Origin of the sequence: Streptomyces sp. NPDC017940, from assembly GCF_044328435.1 — a bacterium.
Lineage (GTDB): Bacteria > Actinomycetota > Actinomycetes > Streptomycetales > Streptomycetaceae > Streptomyces.
This window is the reverse complement of the sequence record NZ_JBIRHJ010000009.1, coordinates 38,255-64,299: the sequence shown is the minus strand read 5'-3', so window position 1 is coordinate 64,299 and position 26,045 is coordinate 38,255. Positions and strand designations below refer to the sequence as shown.

The following is a 26,045-nucleotide window of genomic DNA, read 5'->3' as shown; positions in this document are numbered from 1 at the left end:
GTGCAAACACCGCGCGCAAGGAATGATGGGCAATGGGTGAGGACTAGTCCTGTCTTGATTTCGACGGTCGAACGGCGGCAGGCGGCGGGCGATGGCCGAGGGCCGGGCGGCGACGAGAAGCCCCCGCCCGGGATGCGGACGGGGGCTTCGGTACCGCCGGAGCGGCGACCTCGTACGGGAGTGCGCGGGAGCAGGGTCAGAACACGCTCACGTTGTACGCGCGCAGGGCCTCGGTGACCGGCTGGAAGTACGTCGTGCCGCCGGAGGAGCAGTTGCCGCTGCCGCCGGAGGTCAGGCCGAGCGCCGTGGAACCGGCGTAGAGCGGGCCGCCGCTGTCACCGGGTTCGGCGCACACGGTGGTCTTGATCATGCCGTAGACCACGTCGCCGCCGCCGTAGTTGACCGTCGCGTTCAGGCCCGTGACGCGACCGGAGTGGGTGCCGGTGGTGGAGCCGCGGCGGGTCACGTTCTGGCCGACGGTCGGGTCGGCGGCGCGGGTGATGTCCTGGCTGCCCACCGTTCCGGACTTGGTGATCGAGCCGTTCGTGTACCGCACGATGCCGTAGTCGTTGGTCGGGAAGCTGGAGCCGTGCGTGCTGCCGAGCACGGTGGTCTTCGCCGAGTTGGCCCACCACGTGCCAGCGCCGTCGGTGCAGTGCCCCGCGGTCAGGAAGTAGTACGTGCTGCCGCTGCGCACGTTGAAGCCGAGGGAGCAGCGCCAGCTGCTCGCGTAGGTGACGTCGCCGCCGGATATGTACCGCTGGAGCTTGCCCGGCGTCCGCTCGATCCGCAGGGCGCCGGCCTCGTCGCCCGCGGCCTGCTTCAGCTCGGCGATCTCGGCCCTGGACACGGTGCTGTCGGCGGTGACCAGGACCTGCCCGGTCTTCGCGTCGATGCTCCAGGCGGTGCCCGCGACGTCCGCCCGCAGGACGGCGTCACTGGCCGCCCTCAGCTCGGAGCCGCTGTAGGTACGGGTCTCGTCGGCGGAGGTGGCGGGCAGCGCGTTCGCGGCGGGTATCGCGAGGGCGGCCGTCGCCACGAGCCCGGTCGCGACGGCGACCGTGCGGGAGAGTCCGGCGGTGCCGCGGCGGGGGGTGGTGGTGCGTTTGATCCTCACTGCTGGTTCCTCCCGAGGGAAGTCAGGGGACCCCTGTGGGTGGGGGTCCGTGAGGCGCGGTCAGAGCCAGGGCGGATTCCGGTCGCGCCGTGCCCCTGACAAACGCTGCTCGGGAGTATTGGGGCCGCCGTGGCACCGCACAAGGGTGCCTTTCGGCCGGATCAACGGATACACGCCAACCGGCCCCGGTGGTTGTCGCGCCCATGAGGCGCGCCACCGGGGCTGGGGTCTTCGGCTCCCCGTCAGACGTCCCGGCGTGGCGAAAGGTTCCTCTCGCCGACGGCGATCTCGGCGGTGAGGGTGTTGCCAGGCGGCGGGAAGGGGCAGATGAAGTGGTCGGCGAAGGCGCACGGCGGCAGCAGGGCCCGGTTGAAGTCGACCGTGGTGCGGCCCTGCGCGTCGGGCGCGGCGGGCCGCAGGAAGCGGAAGCGGTAGCTGGAGTGGCCGCTGGTGGCGTCGGCGAACACCGCCCACAGCGACCCGTCGTCCTGCACGGACACCTGGAGCGTGTGCTCCTGCCCGCCGAGCGTGAAGGCGAGTTCACCGCCGAGTCCGAGCCCGCGCTCCACTCCGTCCGCGTTGCCGACCCGCACGGTGCGGTGCTCCGCGTACGGCGTGAAGCGGCCCCCGGTCACGAAGCGCGGGTCGGGCCCGGTCACCTCGATGCCGGTGAAGGCGCGCCGCGCCGGGGCGTCCGGGTCGAAGTCGCGCACCGCCCAGAGCCCTTCGCGGCGCAGCACGACGAGGCGCCGCTCACCGAGGCCGAGGCGGGCGGCGGTGACGGGCCCCGGGTCGGGTGCCAGCCGGACGGTGCCGGTGACGGGCCGCCCGTCCAGGGTGAGGCCGTCCTCGTCGGCGGCCGTCAGGGCGAGCGCGTCGCCGTCGTCGGCCCAGCGGCCCGGCAGGCCGGGGAGTTCCCCGTCCGGGTGGTCGGCGAGCCAGTGCGTGCCGGTGAGGGACAGCGGGCCGTAGGGCGCGGAGACGGTGGCCGTGCGCTGCTCGTGCCACTGCGCGAAGTCCCGCGGCGCCTCGTCGGTGGTGGTGCTCATGGTGATCAGCCTTTCCGTACGGGCTCGGGCAGCCCGAGGTGTGAGCGCAGCGTCGTCCCCGTGTATTCCGTACGGAATACGCCGCGCTCCTGGAGCAGCGGCACCACCCGTTCGACGAACTCGTCGAGCCCGCCCGGCGTCAGGTGCGGGACGAGGATGAAGCCGTCGGCGGCGTCCGCGTCGACGAACTCCGTCAGCTGTCCGGCGACCGCGTCGGGGGTGCCGACGAAGGACTGCCGGGCGGTAGTCTCCAGGACGGTCTGGTGCAGGGACAGGCCCTTGGCCCGGGACAGGGCCCGCCACCGCTCGGCGACGGCCAGCGGGTCACCGACCCCGACCCGGCCCTGGACCAGGTCGGAGTGCGGGTCGGTGTCGATGGCGGGCAGCGGGCCCTGCGGGTCGTACCCGGACAGGTCGACGCCCCACACCTGCTCCGCGGCGAGGATGGCGTTCTGCGGCGAGACCTGGAGCCGGCGGATCTCGGCGGCCCGCTCCTGGGCCTCGGCCGCGGTGTCCCCGAGGACGACGGTGACGCCGGGCATGATCTTCAGGTCGCCCGGTGCGCGCCCGTACGCCGCCAGTCGGCCCTTCACGTCGGCGTAGAAGGCGCGCCCCGCCTCCAGGGTGCCGTGTCGCGTGAAGACCACATCGGCCGCGGAGGCGGCGAACTCGCGGCCCTCGGGCGAGTCCCCGGCCTGGATCACGACGGGGTGGCCCTGCGGCGGGCGCTCGACGCCGAACTCGCCGGCGATGTCGAAGTGCTGTCCTCGGTAGGTGAACGGACGCGGCGCCCCGGGCGTCCCGTCAGGTCCTGCGGGCGGCCAGGTGTCCCACAGCTCACGGGCGGCGGCGACGAACTCGGCGGCGCGGGTGTAGCGGTCGGCGCGGTCCAGGAAGCCGCCGCGCCGGAAGTTCTCGCCGGTGAAGGCGTCCGACGACGTGACGACGTTCCAGGCGGCCCGGCCCCCGCTGAGGTGGTCGAGCGAGGCGAGTCTGCGGGCGAGTTCATAGGGCTCGTTGAAGGTGGCGTTGACGGTGGCGGCGAGGCCGAGCCGGTCGGTGACGGCGGCGAGCGCGTTCAGGACGGTGATCGACTCGGGGCGTCCGACGACGTCCAGGTCGTGGATGCGGCCCTTGTGCTCCCGCAGCCTGAGCCCCTCCGCCAGGAAGAAGTAGTCGAAGAGCCCGCGTTCGGCGGTACGGGCCAGGTGCTCGAAGGAGGCGAAGTCGATCTGCGACCCCGAGCGCGGGTCGGTCCACACGGTGGTGTTGTTGACGCCCGGGAAGTGGGCGGCGAGGTGCATCTGCTTCCTGCGGTGCGTGCGTGCCTCGGGGGTGTGGGTACGTGCCGCGGGGCTGTGGGTATGTGTCGTGGGGCCGGTCGCGCGGGTCATGAGGGGTCCCCCGCGAGTGCGGCGTGCCGGTTGGCGTACCGGTTGGCGGGTCGGGTCAGGCCGAGGTGGTCGCGGAGTGTGGCGCCCGGGTAGAAGGTGCGGAAGAGACCGCGGTGTTGCAGCAGCGCCACCGTGCCGTTGACCAGGCGTTCCAGGTCGCGCCGCGGTTCCACGGGGGTGAGGTGGAAGCCGTCGACGGCACCCGCGCCGTGCCAGGTGGCGATCAGCTCGGCGAGGTCGACGGGTCCGCCGCGGTAGAGGGGGCCCTCGGCGGTGGGCAGGGGTCCGCCGCCGTGTCCGGGCTGCGCCGCGTGTTCGCCGCCGCCGAGGTCCACGACCAGCGCCGCGAACACCCGCAGCTCCCCCGGGGCGCGCCCGGCCTCGGCGGCGCGGCGGTGCAGTTCGGCGCGTACGGCGTCGGCGCGGGCGGGGCTCGCGGCGCGCACCAGGGCGACGTCCGCGTGCCGGGCGGCCGTCTCCCGGGTGTGGCCGTCGCTCGCGTCGACGACGACCACCGGATGCCCCTGCGGTGGCCGCGGCACGATGGAGGGGCCCCGCACGGAGAAGGTGCCGCCCGTGAAGTCGACGTGGTGCAGCTTGTCCCGGTCGACGAAGCGGCCGGTCGCCGCGTCGCGGATCTCGGCGTCGTCCTCCCAGCTGTCCCACAGCCGCCGTGCCACGTCGGCGACTTCGCCAGCCTCCCGCCACAGCGCCTCGCGCGAGGCGACCCGGCGCCGCCCGAACAGCCTGGCCTCGGCCTCCGTCGCCGACACGGCCACGTTCCAGCCGGCCCGGCCGCGGCTCACCCAGTCCAGGGTCGCCACGGCGGCCTGCACGTGGAAGGGCTCGGTGTGCGTGGTCGTCACGGTCGGCACCAGGCCGACGCGCCCGGTGCCCGGGGCCACCCGGGCGAGCACGGCCAGGGCGTCGGGGCCGTGCCGCGCGAAGGAGTCCCCGAGCGTGACGAAGTCGAGCGCGCCGCTCTCGGCGAGCCGCGCGAGCTCGGTGTAGGGGGCGGCGTCGAAGACGCCGGGCAGGTCGACGGCGGCGGCGAGGTGCAGGGGGCCGCGGCCCGGGTCGGACGGGGTCATGAGGATCGGACCTCTCTGGACGGGACATGCCCGCAGTCGCGGGGAACTTCCGGGGCCGCCGGGCTCCCGGAGTGCTCCGCGGCCCGTGCGGGGCCTGGAGTGATGGGCGGGTACGGGCCGGGGCGCCCGGTCCCTTCGTCGCGCTGGCCGACACCGGAGCCACGCCCACCGGCACCGGTGCCAAGCCCGTCCGCGCCGGAGCCACGCCCGTCCGCGCCGGAGCCACGCTCACCAGCGCCGGGGCCGCGCTCCTCCGCGAGGGAGTCACGCGCCCCGGCGAGGGCATCGCGCCCCCGCACGGCAGAACCGCGCGCCCCCGTGAGGGCATCGCGTCCCTCCGCGAAGAACACGAGCACAGCCCGCGCCGTGGCGTCGTTCTGGCGGAACGAGGGGCTGTTGGTGCGGGGCCGGGTGAAGGCGCCCGCGCCGCGGGCGTCGGTGTGGGGGCCGAGGGCGAAGCGGCGTGGGTGCGGGGTGCCGCCGACGTCACGGATGCGGCCGTCGGCGGGGTCGACGGCGAGCAGGCCTGCGGCGGTCTCGGCGACACCGTCCAGGTGCAGCGCGCGCAGCAGCGGGTCGCGGGTGCGGGCGAGCGTGGGCTGCGGCAGCCGCGCCTCGACCAGGGCGCGGGCCTCGACGACCGCCCCCGGCACGGTCGCGCTGCGTGCCCGGAACACTCCCCCGCCCGTCTCCACCCTCATGTCGGCGCCGAGGAACCGCACCACCCCGGCCCGCGAGAGGGCGAGCAGTTGCCGCAGGCGCGGTCCCGGCGGCCCCGAGGCGAGGTAGCTGAAGAAGCCGTGCCACCAGGGCCCGGTGTCGCCGAGCCGCAGCAGCTGCCCGTACACGGAGAGAAGCCCGAGGAAGACGGCCAGGTCAGGGCTGTGCGCGGGGTCGTGACGGCGGGCCAGGTCGGCGGTGACGTAGGCCCGCATGCCCTCCTGGAGGCTTTCGTACGAAGGGTGGCGGACGCCGTCGAGGGGGTGGTCGAGCGCGGTGAGGTCGAGGCGGTCGGCGGGGTCGGGTACGGCGGACGAGACGAGGGCGGCGAGTTCGGGGCTGCCGGGCGGGCAGAGCGCGTACTTCTCGTCGAAGTCCCGCCAGGTGGCGGCGGTGCGTTCGGGGTGGGCGGTGAACAGGCGGTGGTAGTGGGCGAAGCCCAGCTCCTTCTCGATCAGGGGCCACACGTCGCGGGCGAAGTCGTATCCGCCGGGGCGCGCGAGGAGCTCGTCGATCTGCTCGGGCCCCAGGTGGCGCGGCAGCGGCGGCCGCTCGCCGCCGTCCCAGGTGTAGCCGATCTTGGAGTGGTAGGGCACGCCGCGCCGGGAGCCGACGTACAGGACGGGCTCACGGCCCGAGGGCACGTACACCTCGCCCTCGTACCGCCCGCCCCGGCCCTCGGTGAGCAGCACCATCAGGTCCACGAAGGCGAGCCCGAACCCGCGCACCAGGACGGGCTCACCGCCCCGCAGTGCGCTCAGGTCGGTGTCGGCGGTGAAGTCGGGCGGCAGGTGGACGAGTCCGTGGCGCCGGGCGTGGGCGGCGAGGCCGCTCTGCTCGTCGTCGAGTTCGGCGTCCAGGTGCCCCTGGGCGAGGACGACGAGATCGGCGACGAGCGGGTACTTCCTGCCTTCGAGCCAGACCTTCTGCGGGCCGTGCCGGGGCCCGGTCAGGCGGGTGGCGCGGCAGGCGTGGTGGCGGACGGTGACACCGGAGGGCAGGGCGGCCACGGCCTTCTCGTACACCCAGCGCAGATAGCCGCCCTGCGTTTGCCGCCCGGTGAAGGTCTGCCCCTCGACGTCCGCCCACTCGTGCAGCGCGGGCCCCGGCAGCACGGGCCCGGTGACCTCGACCGTGTCGTCGGTGAACATCGTGACGTCCTGCGCGTGCGAGTTCATCCACAGCAGTGGCGACTGCTGCTCGCGCCAGATCCGGCCGGGGCCCGGCGGGTAGGGGTCGACCAGGTGGACGGTCAGGGGCGCGTGACCGTACAGCTCGGGGGCGTTGGCGGCGATGCGTTCGAGCAGGCCGGTGGCGCGCGGGCCGGCGCCGACGATCACCAGGGTGGGTGTCCCGGGCCGCGGGGCGGTCATCGCGACCGCTTTCCGGCAGGGTCCTGCGGACGGACGGGGATTTCGGCGAGGGTGTCGGATGACATGGGAAGGCTTTCGTCAGGACGAGCAGGACGAACGGGACGACAGAGTCGATGCCGCCTTCACATGGGGGGCGCGCCGGGGCGCGGCCGACACGGACCCAGCCCCTCAGCAAGGGTCCGCCGCTTCGAGATTACGGGGAGCTTCGCGCCCCCTGTCAAGGCGCCCCTGCCGAGGCTGTCCGGAAGCAGTCCCCGGGCCTGTCCAGAATATGAGCCGTGCGTCTCAGGGCAGTTGACGGAAAAACGGATGCCTGTTCCACTTGGGTTCATGCATCCACAGCAGCGGCTGGTCAGGCGCTCCCACATCGACTTCGGTCGCGTGTGGTCGGCGTCGTGTTGATGCACTTCCGAGCCGATCTGTCAGCCCTTCCGCGCTGACCTGTCGGCACTTCCGAGCGGATCTGTCCCGCCCGCGTGCCCGGGCGCCCGGGCTCCTGCCCCGTGCGTTCCATGATGCGGACAGCCGTCTCGGCCCCCGCGAACTCCACCGCGCTCCGGCGCCGTTGCTCAGCCTTCACACGCGTACGTGTACGCACCCCTCCCCTCGCACCACCCGCACCCGCCCGCACCCCGCCACTGACGGCACGTCACCGGGGCTTCGCCGTCCCGGTTCAGTCACAGCACGAGCAGCACTCGCAGCAGTCGCAGTCGCAGTCCCGGCAGACGCCCTCGCGCTTTTTCCGGGACCACGGCCCCTCGTACTCCTTCGCGCAGCACAGTCGGCAGGTGCAGCACAGCCCGACGGCGACGGCGCACCCGGCCCAGAACCCGCGCCGCGGCTTGGGCGGCTGTCCCCCGGCCGACCAGCCGCCGGAGCCGCCGCCGTACCCGCCGCCGCCGTGGTCCCCGCTGCCGTCGTAGTAGTCCCGGTAGTTTCCGGAGCCGTACGAGGACCCGCCGCCGCCGTACGAACCGGAGCCCGTTCCCGAGCCCGACCCCCAGGAACCGTCACGCGCTGTCACCTCGTGTCCGGCCACGCCCCCCGTCCGATGCGGGGCGTGACCGCACGAGCCGGTGCCGAACGCGCGGTCCACCGAGCGCGCCAGTTCGTGCACGAGCAGGAAGTGCACCAGCTTGCTCTCGGTGAACCGCACCTCGGCGAGGGCGAGCCGGATGCCGTGCAGCGCGTCGTCGGCGAGCCGCCGGGCCTCGGCGCGGGACGTGCCGAGGGCCGTGAGCGGGTTCCAGGCACCGGCCGCCGCGTCCGCCTCCCGGTCCTCGACGGCGTCCAGGAGGTGGGCGAGCCTTCCGAAGAGCCGCCCGGCCTCGGCCAGCGGCTCCGCGTTGCCGGGCCGTCCCGCGAGCACGGCGGTGTGCGCGAAGGCCGCGGCGGTCGCGGTCTCGGTGGGCTCGGTGACGGTGAGCAGGGAGGTGCCGGGCCCCGCCAAGGCCTCGATGCCCTCCTGCCGTTCGACGGCTTCGAGCAGGACCGCCGTGTCGAAGCCCACGTCAGCGCCGGTGTCGGCACCCGCACGGCCCCATCGCCCCGCCACCCGGCGCGCGGCGGCGGCCACCGGAGCGCGCGCCAACAGGCCGTCGCCGTCGACGACGTGGTCACGCACCTTCGCCGACGCGAGCACGAGCGAGACGGCCGCGGCGAGCCGTGCCCCCTCCCCCCGCGCGACGGACGCCGTACGCAGGCCGCGCAGCGGACAGGGCCCCGCGGTGCGCCGGTGGCCCTCGGCCCGCTCGGCCTGAGCCTCCGTCAGAACCGAGACGATGAGGCCGTCGTAGTTGGTCACGACGCGTGCGAACTGCCCGTGGTCCCCGCGCAGCGCCAGGCAGAGGCCGCACAGGTGCGCCATCCACTCGGCCTTGAGGCGGTCCCCGAGTCGATGACCGCAAGGTCTGACGATTCCGAACAAGACGGCTCCCCCGTGGCTCCGATGTCGAACTCCGGCATCGTAGCGAGCAGTCCGTTCACCCGTACGCACCGTCCGTCACCCGTACGCCGCCAACCATCATATTTCACTCTCAGTCAGCAGCCGTACGGGACACGACCCTTGAAGAACCACGTTTATCGTCGTCTTTCCTGTGCACCAGTACCGTCACGAAAACCGTGCGCGGCGACTATCCCCTTGGCGCGCCATCCGCATCATGGACGACCATAGGGATGCGGAACGCAAGCAGACCGCTGCGAGAGGAGGCGTCCATGGGATCGGTGCGCAAGGCGAGTGCCTGGCTTGGCCTCGTCGACGACAACAACGACGAGCGTTACTACGACGGATACGAAGACGACGGCTCGGACGGCCCCGAGGCGGCCGAGTCCTGGGTCACGGACCCGCGCGTCAAGGTGACGGCGGACGCGGCCGACAACGCCGAGAAGAGGGACCACAGGATCGGCACGGTCACCCCGGACAGCTTCCGCGACGCCCGTGGCATCGGTGAGCTGTTCCGGGACGGCGTGCCCGTCATCGTGAACCTCACGGCCATGGACCCCGCCGACGCCAAGCGTGTCGTCGACTTCGCGGCCGGGCTCATCTTCGGCCTGCGCGGCTCCATCGACCGGGTGGCCCACCGTGTGTTCCTGCTCACTCCCGCCCACACGGAGATCGTCAACGGGGAAGCGGTCCCCAACCGTACGGACGGTTTCTTCAACCAGAGCTGAGGCAAGGCCGCTCGCCGCGCCCACGCCCCGAGCCGGGGTGCCGCGCGCGCTCAGCGGAAGGCGTCGAGTCCGGTGAGCGCCTTGCCGAGGACCAGCTGGTGCATCTCGACGGTGCCCTCATAGGTGAGCACCGACTCCAGGTTCGTCGCGTGCCGCATCACGGGGTACTCCAGCGAGATGCCGTTGGCGCCGAGGATCGTGCGCGCCGTGCGGCAGATCTCGATGGCCTCCCGTACGTTGTTCAGCTTGCCGAAGCTGACCTGCTCGGGCCGCAGCCGTCCCGCGTCCATGCGGCGGCCGAGATGGTGGGCGAGCAGGATGCCCTTGTGCAGTTCGACGGCCATGTCGGCGAGCTTGGCCTGGGTGAGCTGGAAGCCGCCGATGGGCCTGCCGAACTGCTCGCGGCTCTTGGAGTACTCCACGGCCGCCTCGAAGCAGGCGCGGGCGGCGCCCATCGCACCCCACACGATGCCGTAGCGCGCGTGCGAGAGGCAGCTGAGCGGCCCCTTGAGGCCGGTGGCGGCGGGCAGCACGGCGTCGGCGGGCAGCCGCACCCCGTCCAGGACCAGCTCGCTGGTGACGCTGGCCCGCAGCGACCACTTGTGCTTGATCTCCGGCGCCGAGAAGCCCGGCGTGTCCGTGGGCACGGCGAACCCCCGGATGCCCTCGTCCGTCTGCGCCCATACGACAGCCACCCCGGCGACCGAACCGTTCGTGATCCACATCTTGCGCCCGGTCAGGACCCAGTCGGCGCCGTCCTTCTTCGCGTGCGTGCGCATCGAGGCCGGGTCGGAGCCGATGTCGGGCTCGGTGAGTCCGAAGCACCCGATGGTCTCGCCCGCCGCCATCCCCGGCAGCCACCGCTGCTTCTGCTCCTCGGAGCCGAAGCGGTGGATGGCGTACATGGCCAGCGAGCCCTGCACCGAGACCAGGGACCTGATCCCGGAGTCGGCCGCCTCCAGCTCCAGGCAGGCGAGCCCGTACTGGACGGCGCTCGCGCCCGCGCAGCCGTAGCCCGTCAGTGACATGCCGAGGGCTCCGATCGACCCCAGCTCCTTGGCCAGCTCGCGCACGCCCGGCAGTTCGCCGCTCTCGTACCACTGCGCGATGTGCGGCAGGACGCGGTCCGCGGCCCAGGCCCTGACCGTGTCACGGACCGCGAGGTCCTCCGCGTCCAGCGTGTCGTCCAGGCCCAAGGGGTCCTTGGGGTCGAAGGGGGGCGGGGGGTTGGTGCGGGACGACATGGCGTGGCCTCCGGCGGGTTTACCTATCACTGGTAGTCGGTGGACTCGGGGTGACGCTATGCCGCACGGCCGCGCACGTCCAGGGATTCTCAGCCCGTCCGGCGTTTGAGGGCGAGGCGCGGAGCGCCGACAAAGGGCTGGGGTCCAGGGGGCGCAGCGCCCCTGGTTACGGGAAAGGGGCGGGACTGGGGCGCTCCGCGGGGACCCCCACCCGCTCGCACGCCGCAGGCGCACCGCAGTCCATGACCCGGGGCAACCGCAGCGCGGCCAACGCCCCGACAAGCAGCAGCCCGGCACTGACCAGCAGGGTCACATGCAGACCGTGCACGAAGGAGTCCCGCGCCGCCGCGCGGAGGGCCTCGCCCCGGCCGCCCCCGAGCCGGGAGGCGACTTCATAGGCCTCGCCCAGCGAGTGACTGGCCGCCGCGCTGTCCGCCGCGGGCACCCCCCGCACGGACGAGAGCCCGGGCGCGTACGCGGCGTTCATGACACTGCCGAGAAGCGCGATACCGATACCGGCGCCGAGCTGGTAGGACGTCTCACCGATGGCGGCGGCCCCGCCCGCCTGGGCCTGCGGCGCCTCGCTGAGCATGGACTCGTACGCCCCGAACAGTGTGGTCTCCAGGCCGAAGCCGAGCAGCACGAAGCCGGTGAGGAGCAGCGGCGCGTTGTCGTCGGCGCCCATGCCGGTGAGCGCGGCGACGGCGAAGGCGGTGAGGCCGAAGCCGGTGGCGACCATCGTGCGGGGCCCGAAGCGCTGGAGCATCCGCGATCCGGCGAGGCCCGCGGCCATGGCGGCGACGGTGAGCGGGAGCAGGCGCAGGCCGGTCTCCAGCGGGGACAGGCCGAGGACGAGCTGGAGGTACTGCGCGGCGATCAGTTCGAGGCCGACGAGGGCGAGCATCGCGAGCACGATGCACCCCACGGACGTGCTGAACGCGGGGCGCGTGAACATCGTCAGGTCGACCAGCGGATGGCGCCGGCGGCGCTGGCGTCGTACGAAGGCGAGGAGCAGGCCGCCGCCGACCGCGAGCGAGACGAGCGTGGTGGCGCCGAGCGGCGCCTCCCCGCCGCCGAGCCGCTTCACGCCGAGCACCAGGCCGAACAGGCCACCGGCGGCCATCAGCGCGCCCGCCACGTCCCACGGCCCGTCGTACCCGCCCGTCGACTCGGGCAGGAGCAGGCGCCCGACCGGCAGGCTGACCAGCATCAGCGGGATGTTGATGAGGAAGACCGAGCCCCACCAGAAGTGTTCGAGGAGGAAGCCGCCGAGCAGGGGGCCGCAGGCGGCGCCCACGGCCGCGACGGCGCTCCAGACGCCGATCGCGAGGGCGCGCTCGCGCCGGTCGGGGAAGACCTGGCGCAGGATCGACAGGGTCGCGGGCATGATCATCGCGCCGCCGACGCCGAGCAGCGCGCGGGCCGCGATCAGGACCTGCGGGGTGTCCGCGAGGGCGGCGACGGCCGAGGCCACGCCGAACAGGCCGTAGCCGAGGAGGAGCACGCGTCTGCGGCCGACGCGGTCGCCGAGGGTGCCGAAGAGGATGAGGAGCGAGGCGCAGACCAGTGGATAGATGTCCACGATCCACAGCAGCTCGATCCCGCCGGGCCTCAGGTCCTCGGTGACGGCGGGCACGGCGACGTGCAGGACGGTGGCGTCGACGGCGACGAGCAGCAGGCTGACGCAGAGGACGACGAGCACCACCCAGCGGTTCGCGCCCGCACCGGGGGTCCGACGGCCGGACGGAGCGGCGGCCGTGGTCGTCCCGGACATGTGCGTTCCTCCCAGTGATTCCTCGCGAGTGCGGCCAGGTGGGGGGCCGGCGGGACCCTACGGAGTCCGGTCGTCCGGCTGTGGCGGCTGTGAACGGCGAGTGGCCGTCAGCGTACGCGAGTCCGCGGCCGGGCCGCGTGGCGGACCTCTCATGGTTGCGCTGCCGAGGTGTGGCGTGCACCACGTTCGCTCGTGCCGGTGATCTTCCGGCGGGCGCGAGCAGGGGTGTGCGCAGCCGATAATCGAGCCCGTGACCGATCTTGAACAGCGCCCCGCCACGGCGCACGGGTTCCCCGACGCGCTGCGCCGGGCGGCGCCCGCGCTCTTTGTGTACGCCGGGGTGCGCGTGCTGGGGCTCGTGACGCTCGCCCTGTGGGGCGCCGTGGCGGGCAAGAGTCCCCACACGCTGCTCTCCGCCCGCTGGGACTCGCTCTGGTACACCCGCGTCGCCGAGTTCGGCTACGGCTGGGAGGTGACGCTGCCGGACGGCAGCGTGCACTCGAACCTCGCGTTCTTCCCGCTGCTCCCCTGGCTGGAGCGCGCGCTCTCGGCGGTGAGCCCGCTGTCGTACGCGGACGCGGGCCTGGTGGTGAGCGCGGCGGCGTCGCTCTGCGCGGCGGGCGGGATCTTCGCGGTCGCGGACCGCCTGTACGGCAGGCGGGCCGGTGTCTGCGCGGTCGCGCTGTGGGCCGTGCTCCCGGTCGGGATCGTGCAGTCGATGGCCTACAGCGAGTCGCTCTTCACGGCGCTCGCCGCCTGGGCGCTGTACGCGACCCTGAGCGGGCGCTGGGTCACGGCGGGCGTGCTCGCCTCGCTGGCGGGTCTCACCCGGCCCGTGGGCGCGGCGGTGGTCGCCGCGCTGTGGGTGGCGGTGGTGCTCGACGCGCGCCGCCGGGGTCGGCTCGCCACGCGTCCCGCGCTCGGCGCGCTGCTCGCCCCGCTCGGCGCGGCCGGCTACGTCCTGTGGGTGGGGCACCGCACGGGCGAGGGCCTGTTCGGCTACCTGGACGTGCAGAAGCAGTGGGGCAACGGCTTCGACGGCGGCTACGCGTTCGCCCGCTTCGTCGGCGAGAAGTTCACGTCCCTGCCGGGGGCGCTCGCGGGGACCGGCCTGGTCGTGGGGGTCGCGGGGCTGATCTGGCTGTACGTCACCGGGGTGCGGCAGCACCAGCCGCCCGCGCTGCTCGTCCACACCGGTGTCGTGGTGGTGCTCGCGCTGTGCGCCTCCGGCTACTTCGGTTCCAAGCCGCGCCTGCTCATGCCCGCCTTCCCGGTGCTGCTGCCGCTCGCGGTCGCCCTCGCGCGGCTGCGTACGCGCCGGGCGGCGTGGATCCTCGGCGGGGTCGCGGTGGCCGGGGCGGTGTACGGGGCCTTCTGGCTGCACGGCTCCGGGCCGCCGTGATCCCGCCAAGATCATCTCGCAAGATCGTTTCAGTGCGTGTCCGGTGAGCGCCCGGTGAGCTGCCGGAGAATTCCACACCAGCCCCGGGTGAACGAATTCGCCATCCACCTAAAACCGACCGCGTAATGATCAACGCATTGGGTAAAGCCGACACAAGCGAAAAGGCATTCCGGCCGGAATACACCACGGCCTGAGATCAATGCCACATCACATCGTCATCACAAAGACTCTGGTTCGGCCGGGAGCGGCACTCACTCGCTGTAACGTCGATTGGGTGCGTACCGAACGAAGTCTGACCCGTCTGGACCGGCTCTTCGCCCGGCTAGACCGTGAGCCGGAACGGCCGGCCCACCTCGACGAGCCGAGAATGAGCCCGCACCGGGTCGTGCTCTTCAGCGCGACCCTGGCCTTCTACGCGGCCATCGTCGTCGCCGTCGTCACCACGTCCTGGCTCGTGCGGTTCGACTGGCAGGTCATGTTCTTCCGGCCCTACCAGCAGTGGCCCGAGATCCACGGCTTCCTCGACTACTGGGTGGTGCTCGGCCAGCGCGGCCCGACCGCCGTGATGGTCGCGGCCTGGCTGGGCTGGCGCTCCTGGCGGCAGCACACGCTGCGGCCGCTGCTCATGTTCGGCGCGGCCCTGCTGCTCCTCAACGCCACGGTGGGCGCCGCCAAGATCGGCATGGGCCGCCTCGGCCCGCACTACGCCACCGTCATCGGCTCGAACGAGATGGGCCAGGGCGGCGATATATTTCCTTCGGGCCACACCGCCAACGCCGTCGTGACCTGGGGAATCCTGGCCTATCTCGCCTCCACCCCGCGCACGCGGCGCTATCTGTCGGCGCTCTCCGCCGTGGTCTCCCTGAGCGTCGGCCTCACCACCGTCTACCTCGGTACGCACTGGCTGAGCGACGTACTCCTCGGCTGGGCCGCAGGCCTGCTCATCCTGCTCGCGCTGCCCTGGGTCGAGCCGCTCATCACCGTCGTCGAGTCCTGGATCCTCGGCATCAGGGACGCCCTGCGCCGTCGCGGCGGCGTCCCCGTGCCGGTGCCCGCCGCCCCCGCCGCCCTGCTCCCGCAGCGCTCTCCCGCGGGCTCCCGCGACGAGCAGCCCCCCGCGCGCGAGCCGGTCGCCGCCGCCCGCTCCCGCACCCCCGTCTACCTCGCCCCGGGCCCGCACACCGCCCGCTGCGAGCGGACGCCGGTCACCCCGCAGGGCACCCGCCGTCCGCCCCACCCCGAGCGGGTGCGGGGCACCTCGGCACGGCCGCTCGCCGGCGGCTGAGCCGCCCCACCGACCGCGGGACAGGTACGCACAGCCGACTCCCGCACGACGAAGGCCCCGGAGACCGTCGAGGTCCCCGGGGCCTTCGGCTGTCGGCGCGGCGCGCTCAGCCCTTCCAGGAGCGCTTCACGACGCCGTCCGCGACCTCGAAGTTCAGCCGTCCCGCGAGGTACTCCATCGTGATGAACGTGCCCGGCGGCAACGACCTGACGGTGGACCAGCCGCGTTCGCGGGCCCGGCGCTCGGCGTCCTCGGCGGCGAGGCCGAGGTAGGAGTCCGGATCGTCCTGCGGTTCGGCGGCGGGTGTGGGTAGGGATGCCATACCCGCCACGTTAGGCCGCGGGTCCGCTCGGGGGAAGCCCGGAGCCGTGCACCATGCGTCACCGGCGCCCCTCCGGTCACGCTTCAGTCACAGGATCACGACGTGCGTTTCACCGCCGACTGGTCACACGTACGAGCGGTTCGAGTCCGGTAAGGGCGTAATCAAGAAGGAACTCGGGGCCGTTCGGAGCCGCCTCGGAGAAGCGCCGGAAATGCCGGGCGGAGTACACCGGACGGGGCACTCGACCGCCCCCCGAATGCCCCCGCGCGCCCTTTGCCGATCCTGCGCATTTCCGATTACCGGGGGCCAAGCGGGATGTGACAGGGCATAGGGAATTCTGGATTCCGCAGCGGTCGGGCCCAGGTGCGCGGGACCGTCCACGGCACGTCGCGGCCTCGTGCCCGCCGCCGCGGCACCTCTTCGTCACGCCGTCCCGGATCCGCTCGGAGTCCCCCGCGTCCGCCCCGCACCGTCCGCGGTACGCGGTGCCGCGGGCTCCGGAGGACCGGGCGGATCACTCCGGTCCAGGGCCCGGCTCAGGCGGTCCCTGACCGCCCGCAGCTGCTCGTTGAGCCCCACGGGGTCGAGCACCTCGAACTCCATGCCGAGGAACATCAGGTGGAAGACCATGAACTCCGGGCTGCCCGCCCCCGTACGCAGCAGACAGGTGCTCTCGGACTCGGCCTCCAGGGTGCCGTCCGACGGCGCCACCCGCTGGGCCGCCTCCGCGAGCGGCACGTGCAGGCGCACGGTGGCCTGCGCCGCGTACGCACGCGTGGAGACGCCGCGGGAGACGAACGCGGCCAGGTCCTCGGCGGGCGGGGTGCGGGGCGCGACGCGCGGGCCGTGCGGGGGCCGGGGCGTGATGCGGTCCACGCGAAACGTACGCCAGTCGGCGCGGTCCAGGTCCCAGGCGACGAGGTACCAGCGGCGCTCGGTGCACACGAGCCGGTGCGGCTCCACGGTCCGGCGGCTCGTGCTGCCGCCGTGGTCCTCGTACGCGAAGCGCAGCCGCTCCGAGTCGCGGCAGACGGCGGCCAGTTCGGTCAGGACGGAAGGGTCGACGGTGCTCCGTCCGCGCGCGGTGTGCAGCATCGGCACGGTGAAGGCGTTGAGCGCGCCCACCCGGCGGCGCAGCCGGCCGGGCAGGACCTGTTCGAGCTTGCTCAGGGCGCGCACGGAGCTCTCGCCGATGCCCTCCACGCCCTGTCCCGCGGCGGTGCGCAGCCCCACCGCGACGGCGACCGCCTCGTCGTCGTCCAGGAGCAGCGGGGGCAGCTGGGCCCCCGCCCCCAGTTGGTAGCCGCCGCCCGTGCCCGGGCTGGCGTCGACCGGGTACCCGAGCCCGCGCAGCCGCTCGACGTCGCGCCGCACCGTCCGCGCGGTGACACCGAGCCGCTCGGCGAGATCGGGTCCCGACCACTCCCGGTGGGCCTGCAACAGGGAGAGCAGACGAAGCAGCCGTGCGGAGGTCTCCAACATGTCGGCGATTCTTCCCCAGCTTGCGGTCAGCTTCGTTCCGCGTCTTTCCCCCACCCGCCCGCCCTTTCGGACGGCCAGGTCCGCACCCACACGACGCGCCGAGGCTCCCACCCGGACGCCCATGCCGACCCGCCCGCCCTCCGGCGAGCGATTCTCAGCCCGTCCGGCGTTTGAGGACGAGGCCCGGAGGGCCGATACGGGGGAAAGGGGCGCAGCCCCAGAAGAGGCGCAGCCGCAGCCCGTACGGCGGTGCGGTGGCTAGGCGACGCGGATCGAGAGGTCGTTGTCGACGGTGTAGTAGGGACCGACCTCGACGGTACCGCCACCCCGCGCGGGCACGCGCCGCACCGGATAGGTGAAGATCGGCTTCTTGTCGGCGACGTCGTCGAGAAGCCGGGCGAGCCGAACCCGCGGCCCCTCCTCCCCCGCGGGCCACAACCACAGGTTCCAGACCCCCGCGCCCTCGGCGAGCGCACCGTACCCGAGCTCGAAGCGGAACTCCGGGGCACCGGCGCCCCCCGGGGTCACCGCGGCGCGTACCACCCGCCCGGGCTCACCGCGCAGACCGGCCTCGACGTACGCGGCGTCGCTCAGACCGGTGCCGTACACCCGCCCGTGCCCGGTGAGCCCCGCGGCTTCGATGGCCAGCTCCCCGACCTCCGCGTGCGGGGCGCGCAACCAGGACCGCACCGACAGGTTGCCCTGCTTGGTGGCGTAGGGGATGCGCACCGCGACATGGCCGCGGCTGCCGCTGGGCGCGCGGTCGACCAGCGAGCGCAGATCGTTCACGCCCGGTACCAGACGGCGCGGCTCACCGCTCTCCACCTGCGCGTACGCGTTCCAGCGCCCCTCGGGCAGCTCGACGCTGCTGGGCAGGGCGGCCCGCAGCCGCCCGTCGCCCGCCGGGGTGAGCGGCAGCCGTACCTCGACGGCCGGGTCGGAGTCCCGCAGCCGCAGGAGCAGATGCGCGGCACCCCCCTCACCGGGGTCGGTGACGTCGAAGGTGAGCCCGCCCGCGGAGTCCGCGATGCAGTCGGCGCGCGGCGGCAGCGGCTGCCCCTCGGCGCCCGCGGCCTCCTGCGAGCCGTCCAGCGTGCCCGGTGTGAACACGGCCGTCATGCCAAGCGCCCCTTCGTCGGTACGGTTCTTCCGGCGTCCCGCACGGCGTACGCGCCGCCGAGCAGTGCGCCCCGCGCGCGGTGCATCGAGCCGCGCACCCGGCCGCCGAGCGAGCCGCCCCGCGCGAGCCTGCTGTCGAACATGTCCTCGTAGCGTTCGGCGATGCGGGCGGGGTCGAAGCGCTCGGAGTCCTTGAGCGCGGCGCCCGCCATGCGCTGCCGCAGCGCGTCGTCGTTGATGAGTTCGAGGAGGCCGCCCGCGATGGCGTCGGCGTTGCCGACCTCGACGAGCCGGCCGTCGACACCGTTGTCGATGATCTCGCCGGGCCCGTGCGGGCAGTCGGTGGCCACCACGGGAAGGCCGCAGCGCATCGCCTCCACGATCGTCATGCCGAACGACTCGAGGCTGGAGGTGACGGCCGCTATGGAGCCCTTGGCCCACTCCGGCTCGATGGGGTGTGCGGGGCCCATCAGGAACACGTGGTTGTACAGGCCGAGGTCGTCGATCAGCTTGCGCAGCTTGTCCTTCTGCTTGCCGCCGCCGTAGATGCGAAGGCGCCAGTCGGGACGCTCGCGGCGCACCGTGTCGAAGGCCCGTATCAGCAGGTCGTACCGCTTGACGGGAGCGAGCCGGCCGGCCGCGACCACCCACTTGTGGGAGCCGTCGGCGGGCTCGATGCCGGGGGCGGGCACGGGGTTGGGCACCGCCTGCACGTGGACGCCCGGCAGCCGCATCTTCTTGCGGTACGCCGCCGCGTCGGCCTCGGTCGTCGTGGTCAGGACGTCCAGGCGCGGATAGACGCTGCGCAGTTGCAGGCGCAGGGCCTTGGAGTGGCTGTCGAGCGTGAGGTGCTCCTGGCCGACGCGCAGCACGCCGCGCCGGGCCTGGCGCGCGATGTGCACGTTGAGGCCGGGCCGGGTGCCGATGACGACGTCGGACCGCAGGGAGGTCAGGTGGGCCGCGATGCGCTCGTCGGTCAGGGCGCTGTACTGGCCGTAACGGCCCTCCGCGCTCGGGAACACCTTGGCCGGGGTGCGGTAGGCCTCGGTGTCGCCCTCGTATCCGGGGCTGTCCTTCCTGATGTCGACGAGATGGCTCAGCCTGACCCGCGCGTCGGGTGTGAAGACCGGCTCGTCCCGGTGCCGCAGCACCGACACGATGTCGACGTCATGGTGCTCGGCGAGGGTGTTCGCCAAGTTGTACGTCGTCCGGATCGTCCCTCCGATCCCGTACGCGTTGTGGATCAGGAAAGAGATATGCATACGTCCCCGTATTCCGCGCTTCCCTGCGGACAGTCCGTCTCGTCCGCCTACCGAGGGGTTAGACGGGAAACTTAGGCCAATGGTTGGGTCCCCTTTCCGTCTTGTTCTCCAACGGATGCGAGATCGTTGGCCGGAACCGGGAACTCCGCGACTGGCACAGCCATCAGGGCTGGTAGGAGAGTTGTGGTACGTCGAAACAGGTGCGGTTCATATCGCCCTGTGTGACCCACCCCGCACTGTCCTTCCAGCGGGCCACGGACAGGCACGTCTCGCGGGTCCTCGGCGGCTTCGCCCGCCGCTCGTACGTCACGGGCAGCAGCAGACCGTCGGCGTCGTAGGGGGCGCCCCGGCTCATGTACCGGTCGACGCACGCCCGTGTGACGTCGCCCCCGGAGGCCGCGCAGGACCTGGCCGCTTCCGTGAACCACATCGCGGCCGCCCAGCCCTCCAGCTGCCACTGGGAGTGGGTCTTCGCGTCCTTCGTGGCAGCGCGGAAGGCCCGTACCGCCGGGTGGCCGGTGTCCTCGTGATTGCGGCTCGATCCGGTCGCCCACAGGGCGTTGCGGCAGCGGGGCGCGTCCTTGTAGTCGTCGGCCACCGTGGACGACCAGTTCTGGACGTTGGTGACCTTCGCGGTGACCTCGGCGCCGACGTCGTCCATGGCCTCGCACAGCTGCGCGTTGCCGTGGGTATCCATGGTGTCGAAGACGAGGTCGGCGTCCCGGGCCTTCAGGTCGGCGGCGACCGCGCGGAAGTTGGGCAGCGCGAAGTCCACCTGCTCGGTGACGACCTCGTAGCCCTCGGCCTCCAGACCGCGCTTCACCAGGCGGGCGTACGCGGCCGACGCGGCCTGGTTGTAGGAGACGACGGCGGCGGTACGGGCGCCGTGCTCCCGCTTGAAGTAGCGGTACACCTCGGTGCCGCCGTACAGACGGCCGTCCCAGCCCGGTCTCCCCGTGCGCGGGGCGAGGCTGCCGTAGATGCCGTACAGGTGCGGATGGGTGTCGTAGGCCGGGCCGACGGGCTGGCCGCCGATGTCGGGCACGCGGGCGCGGGACACGCGTGCGGCGCCCGCGTAGTCGAGGACGGTGGTGGCGACGAGCGCGACCACCTTCTTCTCGTCGAGCAGCTTGTGCACGCACTCGTTGTTGCCGACGCCGCTGCCGCCGTCGTCGCAGGTGTGCACCTCGACGGGGCGGCCGCCGACGCCGCCGCGGTCGTTGAGGCGCGCGAAGTAGGCCTCGGCGCCGTCGCGCGGTCCGGTGAACGCGGAGCCGCCGACGGGACTGGTGGCGCTGGCGATGATGCCGACACGCAGCGGCAAGCCCTGCGGGGTACCGCGCGACGTCGGCGGCCGGGCCTCGAAGTCGCTCTCCGGCAGCCTGCTGCCGCAGGCCGTCCCCGCGAGCAGCACGGCGACGGCGAGGACAGCGACGGGCACGTTCCGGTACCGCGACACCTCAGCAGCCGGGCCCCGGCGAGGCGTTGCCGCTCAGCTTCACCAGCGCGCACAGCGTCTTGACCGACACCTTCCAGGTGTCGTCCTGGTGCACGGCCGTACCACTGGCGGTGGGCAGCGCGGTCGCGCCCTTGAGCGTGAGCGCGTACGTCACGTCGGCCTCGGCCGGCGACGTGAACTCCACCCTGTCGACCTTCGCGCGGACCTGCTTGCCGCGCTCGTCCCCGCTGAAGCCCCGAAGGACCGCGCGCATCTCCTCGCCGTTCTCCAGGACGGCTTCCTTGTCCCGCATCGGCGTGGCCGGGTCGAAGAACCTCTCGAAGTTGCGCCGCACCTGTTCCTCGGCGGCCGCGGGGTCGGCGGGCGCGTCCGCCGGCGGCTTCGACGAGGTCCGCACGGACGGTTCGGGCGGCTTGCTCTCGTCGCCTCCGCTGTCGTCACCGCAGGCCACGGCGGCCGAGGCGATCAGCAGGACGACGGCGGCCGCCGGCACCGTGCTCCGCGCCCCTGCCCGCCGCAGACCGCTCCCCCGCCGAGGCCTTGTCCAGAGCACCAACTGGCTCACCACCGGGTGTCGGTCCGGACGCAGAGCGCCCGGTGTTTTCAGGGTCAGCTTCCAGAAGGCATAGTGCAAGCACTTGGCCGACATGAACAGACCCGGTCGGCCACGGCGGACTCACGTCGTCTCCCAGGGGGCCCTCGATGCGGGCGGCACAGACGGACCAGACCTCTCCCGAAGCGGCTCCCGCGGCCTCCCGGGCGGCCCGGCTGCGGGCCGTGCACCCGCTGCTCTGGGCTGCGTACGCGGCCCTCGCCACCGGGGCGGTGCTCTGTGTCACCGGCTGGTACGGCATCTCCGGCGAGCGCTTCGCCGAGCGGCAGTTGCCCTACCTCGCCTCGTGCACGGTCCCGGGCGCCGCGCTGATCGTGGCGGGCGCGGTGCTCCTCGCCCACGGCCGCGGGGCGCTCGCCGCCGCCCGCGTGGAGGAGTTGTACGGGCTACTGGTGACGCTCGACGACCAGGTCCCCGGCGCCGGTACCGCCGAGCAGGCCGTGCGGCCGCTCGCCATCAGCGACGCCCTGCTGATCGTGCCCGGCGGCGGGCTCCTGCACCGCGCGGACTGCCCCCTGGTGTCCGGCAAGGCGGACGCGGTACCGCCCGACCCGCGTGACCTGCGCGCCGGTGCCGCGGCGCCCTGCCCGATCTGCGCTCCCCCGCCCCGACTCAGCCCCGCGGACCCGGCGGGCCCGGAGGACTGACCCGGTGGCGTCCCTGAGCTACGACCTGACGCTGGCCGGGCTCGCCGTCGGCAGTGCCGCCGCCCTGACCGGGATCGGATTGATCGTCACCTACCGCGCGACGGGCGTGCTCAACTTCGCGCACGGCGCCGTCGCGATGGTGTGCGTCTACCTCCTGCGCCAGTTCACCGTCGGATGGGGCTGGCCGCTCTGGCTCGCCGCCGCAGTCACCCTGCTCGCCGTGGCACCCGCGATCGGCCTCGTCCTGGAACGCGCCGTCTTCAGGCCCCTCGCCGTCCTCGGCGGCGACCCGGCCCAGACCCTGGTCGCGTCGATCGGCGTGTTCGTGCTGCTCGTCGGCGGGGCGGCGCTGCTGTGGGGGCAGGGCGCGCGGGCCGACGTGCCGACGCTTCTCGACGCGGACCCCTGGGCGCAGCTGACGGCCGCGGTGGTGCTCGCCGCCGCGGTGTGGGCGGGCACCCGGTTCACCCGCTTCGGCGGCGAGCTGCGCGCGGTGGTCGACGACCGCCGTCTCGCCGTCCTCGCCGGGATCGACGCCGACCGGGTCGCGGCGGCCGGGTGGGCGTTCGGCTCGTTCACCGCGGGCCTCACCGGGGTGCTGCTCGCTCCCTACGTACGCCTGGATCCGTACGGTCTCCCGCTGCTCGTGATGGAGGTCGTGGCCGTCGCCGTGGCCGCCCGGATGCGGCGCCTGTCGGTGGCCGTCGTGGTGGCGCTCGGCATCGGCGTGGCGCAGAGCCAGCTGACCCGGCTGCACCCCTCCGGCTGGGGCGAGCCGCTGCTCCAGGCCGTCGGCGCGAACCTGTTCGTGGTGGCGCTGCTGTTCGCCGCGCTCGTCCTGCCGGGCATCGGCACGGGGGACGCGCTGCCGCGCACCGCCACGGCCCGGGTGCGCACACCGGCCGGCGCGTGGATCGTGGCCCTCGTCCTCTTCCTGCTCCCGCTCGGCTTCGCGGGCTCCGACCTCACCACGTCCGTGCAGGTGCCCGCGCTCGCCGTCATCCTGCTCTCGCTGGTGGTGATCACCGGACGCGGCGGGCAGATCTCCCTCGGCCAGGCGGCGTACGCGGGCCTCGGCGCGCTGTTCACCGCGCTCCTGGTGCACGGGCGCTTCCCCGGCCTGCCCGAACTTCCGCCGCCGTACGCCCCCGTGGTGGCCGTCCTGCTCGTCGCCCCGCTCGGCCTGCTCACCGGTCACCCCGCGATCAGCCGCCACGGCCTCGCGCTCGCCCTCGCCACCTTAGCCGTCGGGGTCGGCGTCAGCAGGTTCGTGTTCGCCCAGCCCTATGCCGCGTCCGGCCTCACCCTCGGGCGGCCCGCGGGCCTCGGGGGCGACCGCGCCTACTACCTCCTCGAACTGGTGCTGCTCGCGGGCGCGCTGCTGCTCGTCGCGGCGCTGCGGCGGGGTCGTACCGGGCGGGCGCTCGCCGCGATGCGGGACCACGAGGCGGGGGCCGCGGCCGCCGGGGTGCCCGTGCGGGCCTGGAAGCTCACCGCGTTCGTCGTCGGGGCGGGGCTCGCCGCGCTCGGGGGCGGCATGCTCGGCATGGGCGTCGGGGCGTTCGACCCGGGTGCCTACGATCCCGTGCGGGGGTTGCTGTGGTTCGCGGCGGTCGTCGTCCTGGGGGCCGACAGCCTGCTGGGGGCGCTGCTCGCCGCCGCGCTGCTCGTCGGGCTGGACGCGGGGGCGCATGGGGGTGTGGCCGCCGCGGTGATCGGGGTGCTCGCCATTCTCGTCGGCCGCTTTCCCGGAGGGCCCTATGAGGCTCTGCGGGCCGCTACGCGGGGAATGCGGAGGCGTCCCGCGTTGACGCCGTCGGGGGTGCGGGTACGGGATGCCCTGACCGGCACATCGGCTTCCCGGGGCCCCGCCTCGGCCGACGTCCCGTCGAGCGGTGCCCGGAGCGGTGGGCCGGGTGAGCCGCGGGCCGGCGTCGGCTCCGGCGGGCTGCGGTCGGCCGGTGTGCGGCGGTCGGCCGGTGTGCGGGGGCGTTCTCGGGGCGGTGCGGGGCTCGAAGCGCGCGAGGTGCGGCTCGCCTACGGGAAGTTCGTCGCCCTGCGGGACGTGTCGCTCAGTGTGCCCCCGGGGCGGGTCACCGCCCTCGTCGGGCCCAACGGTGCCGGGAAGAGCAGCCTGTTCCACTGCCTGGCGGGGACCGTGCGGCCGGGAGGCGGGCGGGTGGTGTTCGGCGGGCGGGACATCACGCGGCTTCCCGCGCACGCGCGCACCCGGGCCGGGGTGGCCCGCACGTTCCAGCAGCTCGCGGTGTTCCCGACGCTCACCGTCGCCGAGAACGTCCGGGTGGGCGCCGAGCAGGGGCGGGTGCGCGACCCCGCGGCGCCGGACCGGGCACTGCGCCTGCTCGGCCTCGACGCGGTGCGCGACCGTCCGGCGGCGGACCTGCCCACCGGCGTCCTGCGCCGGGTCGAACTGGCCCGGGCCCTGGCGGGCGACCCGTACGTCCTCCTCCTCGACGAGCCCGCCGCGGGCCTGGACACGGCCGAGGTGGCCGCGCTGACACGGATCCTGCGCGCCCTGGCCGCGGACGGCACGGCACTGCTCGTGGTGGAGCACGACCTGGACCTGGTGGCGGGCCTCGCCGACACGGTGTACGTGCTCGCGGCGGGCCGGGTCGTCGCCGAGGGCCCCGCGGAGCAGGTCCTCGACGGCGCGCACGACGCGGGCGGAACGCGGTGAGCACCCTGGAACTGCGGGCGGCCCGGGTGCGCTACGGCCCGCTGGAGGCCCTGCACGGCGTGCGGCTCGCCGCGCCCGCCCCCGGTCTCACGGTCCTCGTCGGCCGCAACGGCTCCGGCCGCACGACCGCCCTGCGCGCCCTGGCCGGGACCGTGCCGCTGTCCGGGGGCGCCGTCGTGTGGAACGGCACGGACGTCACCCGGGTGCCCGCCCACGAACGGGCCCGCCGGGGCCTGTGCTTCGTACCGGACCGGCAGGCCGTGTTCGGCTCGCTCACGGTGCGCGAGAACCTGGAGCTGGCCCGTGCCCGCGGCGGCTTCGCACCGGCCCTGGACGCCTACCCCGAGCTCGCCCCGCTCCTCGGGCGCCGCGCGGGCACCCTGTCGGGCGGTGAGCAGCGCATGCTGGCGCTGTCCCGCGCCCTGCTCGCGCGGGCGGGCGCGGTCCTCGTGGACGAGCCGACGCAAGGCATGTCCCCGCCGGTCGCCGCCCGTACGTACGGCCTCCTGCGGGGCCTGGACGCGTGCGTGGTCGTCGCCGAGCAGCGGCTGCCGCCCGGCCTCCGCGAGCGCGGCGGCCGGGCGGTGACGGTGGTGTACGAACTGCGCAGGGGCGAGGTCGTGTTCGCGGGTGAGCCGGGCGAGCTGCCGGACGGGGGTCCCCCTCGCGGCGCCAGCCGCTAGGGGATGACGAGCACCGTGCCGACGTAGATGCGGTCGGGTCGCGCTCCGACGGTGCTGCGATTGGCCTGGTAGAGGGCCTTCCACCCGCCCTCGACCCGGTAGGTGCGCGCGATGGAGCTGAGCGACTCGCCGCGCTCGACCACGTGGGTGACCCCCGTCGGCTCGAGCGCGTCCTCGCCGAGGCCGGCTGCGAGGACCTTCTTGGAGCACACCGGCCAGGCCTTCCAGCCCTGGGTGCGCAGGACCTTCCGGGCGACCTTGATCTGCTGCTCGCGGGTGGCGAGGTCCGCGCGCCGCGCGTACGCGAGGCCGCCGTGCTCCACCCAGGTGGGCTGGTAGAACTGCAAGCCGCCGTAGTAGCCGTTCCCGGTGTTGGCGTCCCAGCGGCCGTTGCTCTCGCACTGGGCGAGGCAGGCCCACGGCCCTTCGGCGCGCGAGCACTCGTACGGGTTCCGCGCCGGGGACGCCGCGGCCGGTGGCGCCAGGAGCGCGAGGGCTGCGGTGGCGAGCAGAGTGACGGACCGAAGACGTGTGTTCGACATCGGGTGCATCGGTCACGCTAAGCACGCCTTCGGAGCGCTCGGAGCGAGCCGCGCCGTCGTGGCGCCGCGGCCCCACCCGGTCGGCCGACGTGGCCGGGG

Annotated in this window: 20 protein-coding genes and 1 pseudogene; 6 read left to right on the top strand and 15 right to left on the bottom strand. The window is 73.7% G+C overall.

Annotated elements, in window-relative coordinates; translation table 11 throughout:
• Positions 1-196: 196 nt before the first annotated feature.
• The 6 genes and pseudogenes from ACH4DX_RS28885 to ACH4DX_RS28860 all read right to left on the bottom strand — a co-directional run bounded on the left by ACH4DX_RS28885 (position 197) and on the right by ACH4DX_RS28860 (position 8,671).
• Positions 197-1,117 carry a S1 family peptidase gene (locus tag ACH4DX_RS28885; protein ID WP_398157313.1) on the bottom strand — a complete coding sequence of 307 codons (921 nt, stop codon included), beginning with the start codon at positions 1,115-1,117 and terminating at the stop codon, positions 197-199.
• Positions 1,118-1,359: 242 nt separating this feature from the next.
• A complete protein-coding gene (locus tag ACH4DX_RS28880) occupies positions 1,360-2,166 on the bottom strand; it encodes a DUF1684 domain-containing protein (protein WP_398157312.1) in 807 nt (268 codons plus the stop codon).
• Positions 2,167-2,171: 5 nt separating this feature from the next.
• A complete protein-coding gene (locus ACH4DX_RS28875) occupies positions 2,172-3,470 on the bottom strand; it encodes an NtaA/DmoA family FMN-dependent monooxygenase (protein WP_398157503.1) in 1,299 nt (432 codons plus the stop codon).
• Positions 3,471-3,556: 86 nt separating this feature from the next.
• Complete coding sequence (locus ACH4DX_RS28870) at positions 3,557-4,651, bottom strand: LLM class flavin-dependent oxidoreductase (protein WP_398157311.1); 1,095 nt, start codon at positions 4,649-4,651, stop codon at positions 3,557-3,559.
• Between the two features lie 335 nt (positions 4,652-4,986).
• Positions 4,987-6,744 (bottom strand): annotated as a pseudogene (locus ACH4DX_RS28865) (FAD/NAD(P)-binding protein); the annotation flags it as partial.
• Positions 6,745-7,417: 673 nt separating this feature from the next.
• On the bottom strand, positions 7,418-8,671 hold the full coding sequence (locus ACH4DX_RS28860; RefSeq protein ID WP_398157310.1) for a DUF5685 family protein: 1,254 nt from the start codon (positions 8,669-8,671) through the stop codon (positions 7,418-7,420).
• Between the two features lie 287 nt (positions 8,672-8,958).
• Between ACH4DX_RS28860 and ACH4DX_RS28855 the strand changes: the two genes are divergently transcribed.
• Positions 8,959-9,414: a cell division protein SepF gene (locus ACH4DX_RS28855; protein WP_398123797.1), complete on the top strand. Its 456-nt coding sequence runs from the start codon at positions 8,959-8,961 to the stop codon at positions 9,412-9,414.
• Between the two features lie 50 nt (positions 9,415-9,464).
• On the opposite strand, the gene ACH4DX_RS28850 is transcribed toward ACH4DX_RS28855, so the two are convergent.
• Entirely contained in the window at positions 9,465-10,658 is a 1,194-nt protein-coding gene (locus tag ACH4DX_RS28850) for an acyl-CoA dehydrogenase family protein (RefSeq protein WP_398123796.1), read from the bottom strand.
• A 166-nt stretch (positions 10,659-10,824) separates the two neighbouring features.
• Complete coding sequence (locus ACH4DX_RS28845; protein WP_398157309.1) at positions 10,825-12,432, bottom strand: MFS transporter; 1,608 nt, start codon at positions 12,430-12,432, stop codon at positions 10,825-10,827.
• Between the two features lie 250 nt (positions 12,433-12,682).
• Here ACH4DX_RS28845 and ACH4DX_RS28840 point away from each other — a divergent pair, with 250 nt between their 5' ends.
• Positions 12,683-13,834, top strand: coding sequence for a glycosyltransferase family 39 protein (locus ACH4DX_RS28840; protein WP_398157308.1), 1,152 nt, complete (start codon positions 12,683-12,685; stop codon positions 13,832-13,834).
• 274 nt (positions 13,835-14,108) lie between these two features.
• A complete protein-coding gene (locus ACH4DX_RS28835; RefSeq protein WP_398123793.1) occupies positions 14,109-15,119 on the top strand; it encodes a phosphatase PAP2 family protein in 1,011 nt (336 codons plus the stop codon).
• A 106-nt stretch (positions 15,120-15,225) separates the two neighbouring features.
• Here ACH4DX_RS28835 and ACH4DX_RS28830 read toward each other — a convergent pair whose 3' ends face one another.
• The 6 genes from ACH4DX_RS28830 to ACH4DX_RS28805 all read right to left on the bottom strand — a co-directional run bounded on the left by ACH4DX_RS28830 (position 15,226) and on the right by ACH4DX_RS28805 (position 21,331).
• Entirely contained in the window at positions 15,226-15,441 is a 216-nt protein-coding gene (locus ACH4DX_RS28830; protein WP_398123792.1) for an I78 family peptidase inhibitor, read from the bottom strand.
• Between the two features lie 423 nt (positions 15,442-15,864).
• Positions 15,865-16,923: a helix-turn-helix transcriptional regulator gene (locus ACH4DX_RS28825; protein WP_398123791.1), complete on the bottom strand. Its 1,059-nt coding sequence runs from the start codon at positions 16,921-16,923 to the stop codon at positions 15,865-15,867.
• 258 nt (positions 16,924-17,181) lie between these two features.
• The gene (locus tag ACH4DX_RS28820) at positions 17,182-18,042 is read right to left on the bottom strand and encodes a hypothetical protein (RefSeq protein WP_398123790.1); all 861 of its coding nucleotides are present in this window, start codon (positions 18,040-18,042) and stop codon (positions 17,182-17,184) included.
• The gene (locus ACH4DX_RS28815; protein ID WP_398123789.1) at positions 18,039-19,304 is read right to left on the bottom strand and encodes a glycosyltransferase family 4 protein; all 1,266 of its coding nucleotides are present in this window, start codon (positions 19,302-19,304) and stop codon (positions 18,039-18,041) included. The genes ACH4DX_RS28820 and ACH4DX_RS28815 overlap by 4 nt, the downstream gene beginning before the upstream one ends.
• A 163-nt stretch (positions 19,305-19,467) precedes the next feature.
• A complete protein-coding gene (locus ACH4DX_RS28810; protein WP_398157307.1) occupies positions 19,468-20,745 on the bottom strand; it encodes an ABC transporter substrate-binding protein in 1,278 nt (425 codons plus the stop codon).
• A gap of 19 nt (positions 20,746-20,764) precedes the next feature.
• Positions 20,765-21,331 (bottom strand): hypothetical protein, encoded by a 567-nt coding sequence (locus tag ACH4DX_RS28805; protein WP_398157306.1) that lies wholly within the window; start codon positions 21,329-21,331, stop codon positions 20,765-20,767.
• A gap of 134 nt (positions 21,332-21,465) precedes the next feature.
• On the opposite strand from ACH4DX_RS28805, the gene ACH4DX_RS28800 reads away from it, so the two are divergent.
• From ACH4DX_RS28800 to ACH4DX_RS28790, 3 genes are read left to right on the top strand one after another with little or no spacing between them, the layout of a single operon-like run.
• Entirely contained in the window at positions 21,466-22,023 is a 558-nt protein-coding gene (locus tag ACH4DX_RS28800; RefSeq protein ID WP_398157305.1) for a hypothetical protein, read from the top strand.
• A 4-nt stretch (positions 22,024-22,027) separates the two neighbouring features.
• A complete protein-coding gene (locus tag ACH4DX_RS28795; RefSeq protein ID WP_398157304.1) occupies positions 22,028-24,721 on the top strand; it encodes an ATP-binding cassette domain-containing protein in 2,694 nt (897 codons plus the stop codon).
• Positions 24,718-25,404, top strand: a complete 687-nt coding sequence (locus tag ACH4DX_RS28790; protein WP_398157303.1) for an ATP-binding cassette domain-containing protein — start codon at positions 24,718-24,720, stop codon at positions 25,402-25,404. The genes ACH4DX_RS28795 and ACH4DX_RS28790 overlap by 4 nt, the downstream gene beginning before the upstream one ends.
• On the opposite strand, the gene ACH4DX_RS28785 is transcribed toward ACH4DX_RS28790, so the two are convergent.
• Entirely contained in the window at positions 25,401-25,946 is a 546-nt protein-coding gene (locus tag ACH4DX_RS28785) for a transglycosylase family protein (RefSeq protein ID WP_398157302.1), read from the bottom strand. The genes ACH4DX_RS28790 and ACH4DX_RS28785 overlap by 4 nt on opposite strands.
• Between the last annotated feature and the right edge of the window lie 99 nt (positions 25,947-26,045).

Bases quoted from the DNA above. Each gene is read 5' to 3' on its own strand.
- ACH4DX_RS28880 (WP_398157312.1), bottom strand. From the start codon at position 2,166: ATGAGCACCACCACCGACGAGGCGCCGCGGGACTTCGCGCAGTGGCAC.
- ACH4DX_RS28875 (WP_398157503.1), bottom strand. From the start codon at position 3,470: ATGCACCTCGCCGCCCACTTCCCGGGCGTCAACAACACCACCGTGTGG.
- ACH4DX_RS28870 (WP_398157311.1), bottom strand. From the start codon at position 4,651: ATGACCCCGTCCGACCCGGGCCGCGGCCCCCTGCACCTCGCCGCCGCC.
- ACH4DX_RS28855 (WP_398123797.1), top strand. From the start codon at position 8,959: ATGGGATCGGTGCGCAAGGCGAGTGCCTGGCTTGGCCTCGTCGACGAC.
- ACH4DX_RS28850 (WP_398123796.1), bottom strand. From the start codon at position 10,658: ATGTCGTCCCGCACCAACCCCCCGCCCCCCTTCGACCCCAAGGACCCC.
- ACH4DX_RS28845 (WP_398157309.1), bottom strand. From the start codon at position 12,432: ATGTCCGGGACGACCACGGCCGCCGCTCCGTCCGGCCGTCGGACCCCC.
- ACH4DX_RS28830 (WP_398123792.1), bottom strand. From the start codon at position 15,441: ATGGCATCCCTACCCACACCCGCCGCCGAACCGCAGGACGATCCGGAC.
- ACH4DX_RS28825 (WP_398123791.1), bottom strand. From the start codon at position 16,923: ATGTTGGAGACCTCCGCACGGCTGCTTCGTCTGCTCTCCCTGTTGCAG.
- ACH4DX_RS28820 (WP_398123790.1), bottom strand. From the start codon at position 18,042: ATGACGGCCGTGTTCACACCGGGCACGCTGGACGGCTCGCAGGAGGCC.
- ACH4DX_RS28815 (WP_398123789.1), bottom strand. From the start codon at position 19,304: ATGCATATCTCTTTCCTGATCCACAACGCGTACGGGATCGGAGGGACG.
- ACH4DX_RS28800 (WP_398157305.1), top strand. From the start codon at position 21,466: ATGCGGGCGGCACAGACGGACCAGACCTCTCCCGAAGCGGCTCCCGCG.
- ACH4DX_RS28785 (WP_398157302.1), bottom strand. From the start codon at position 25,946: ATGTCGAACACACGTCTTCGGTCCGTCACTCTGCTCGCCACCGCAGCC.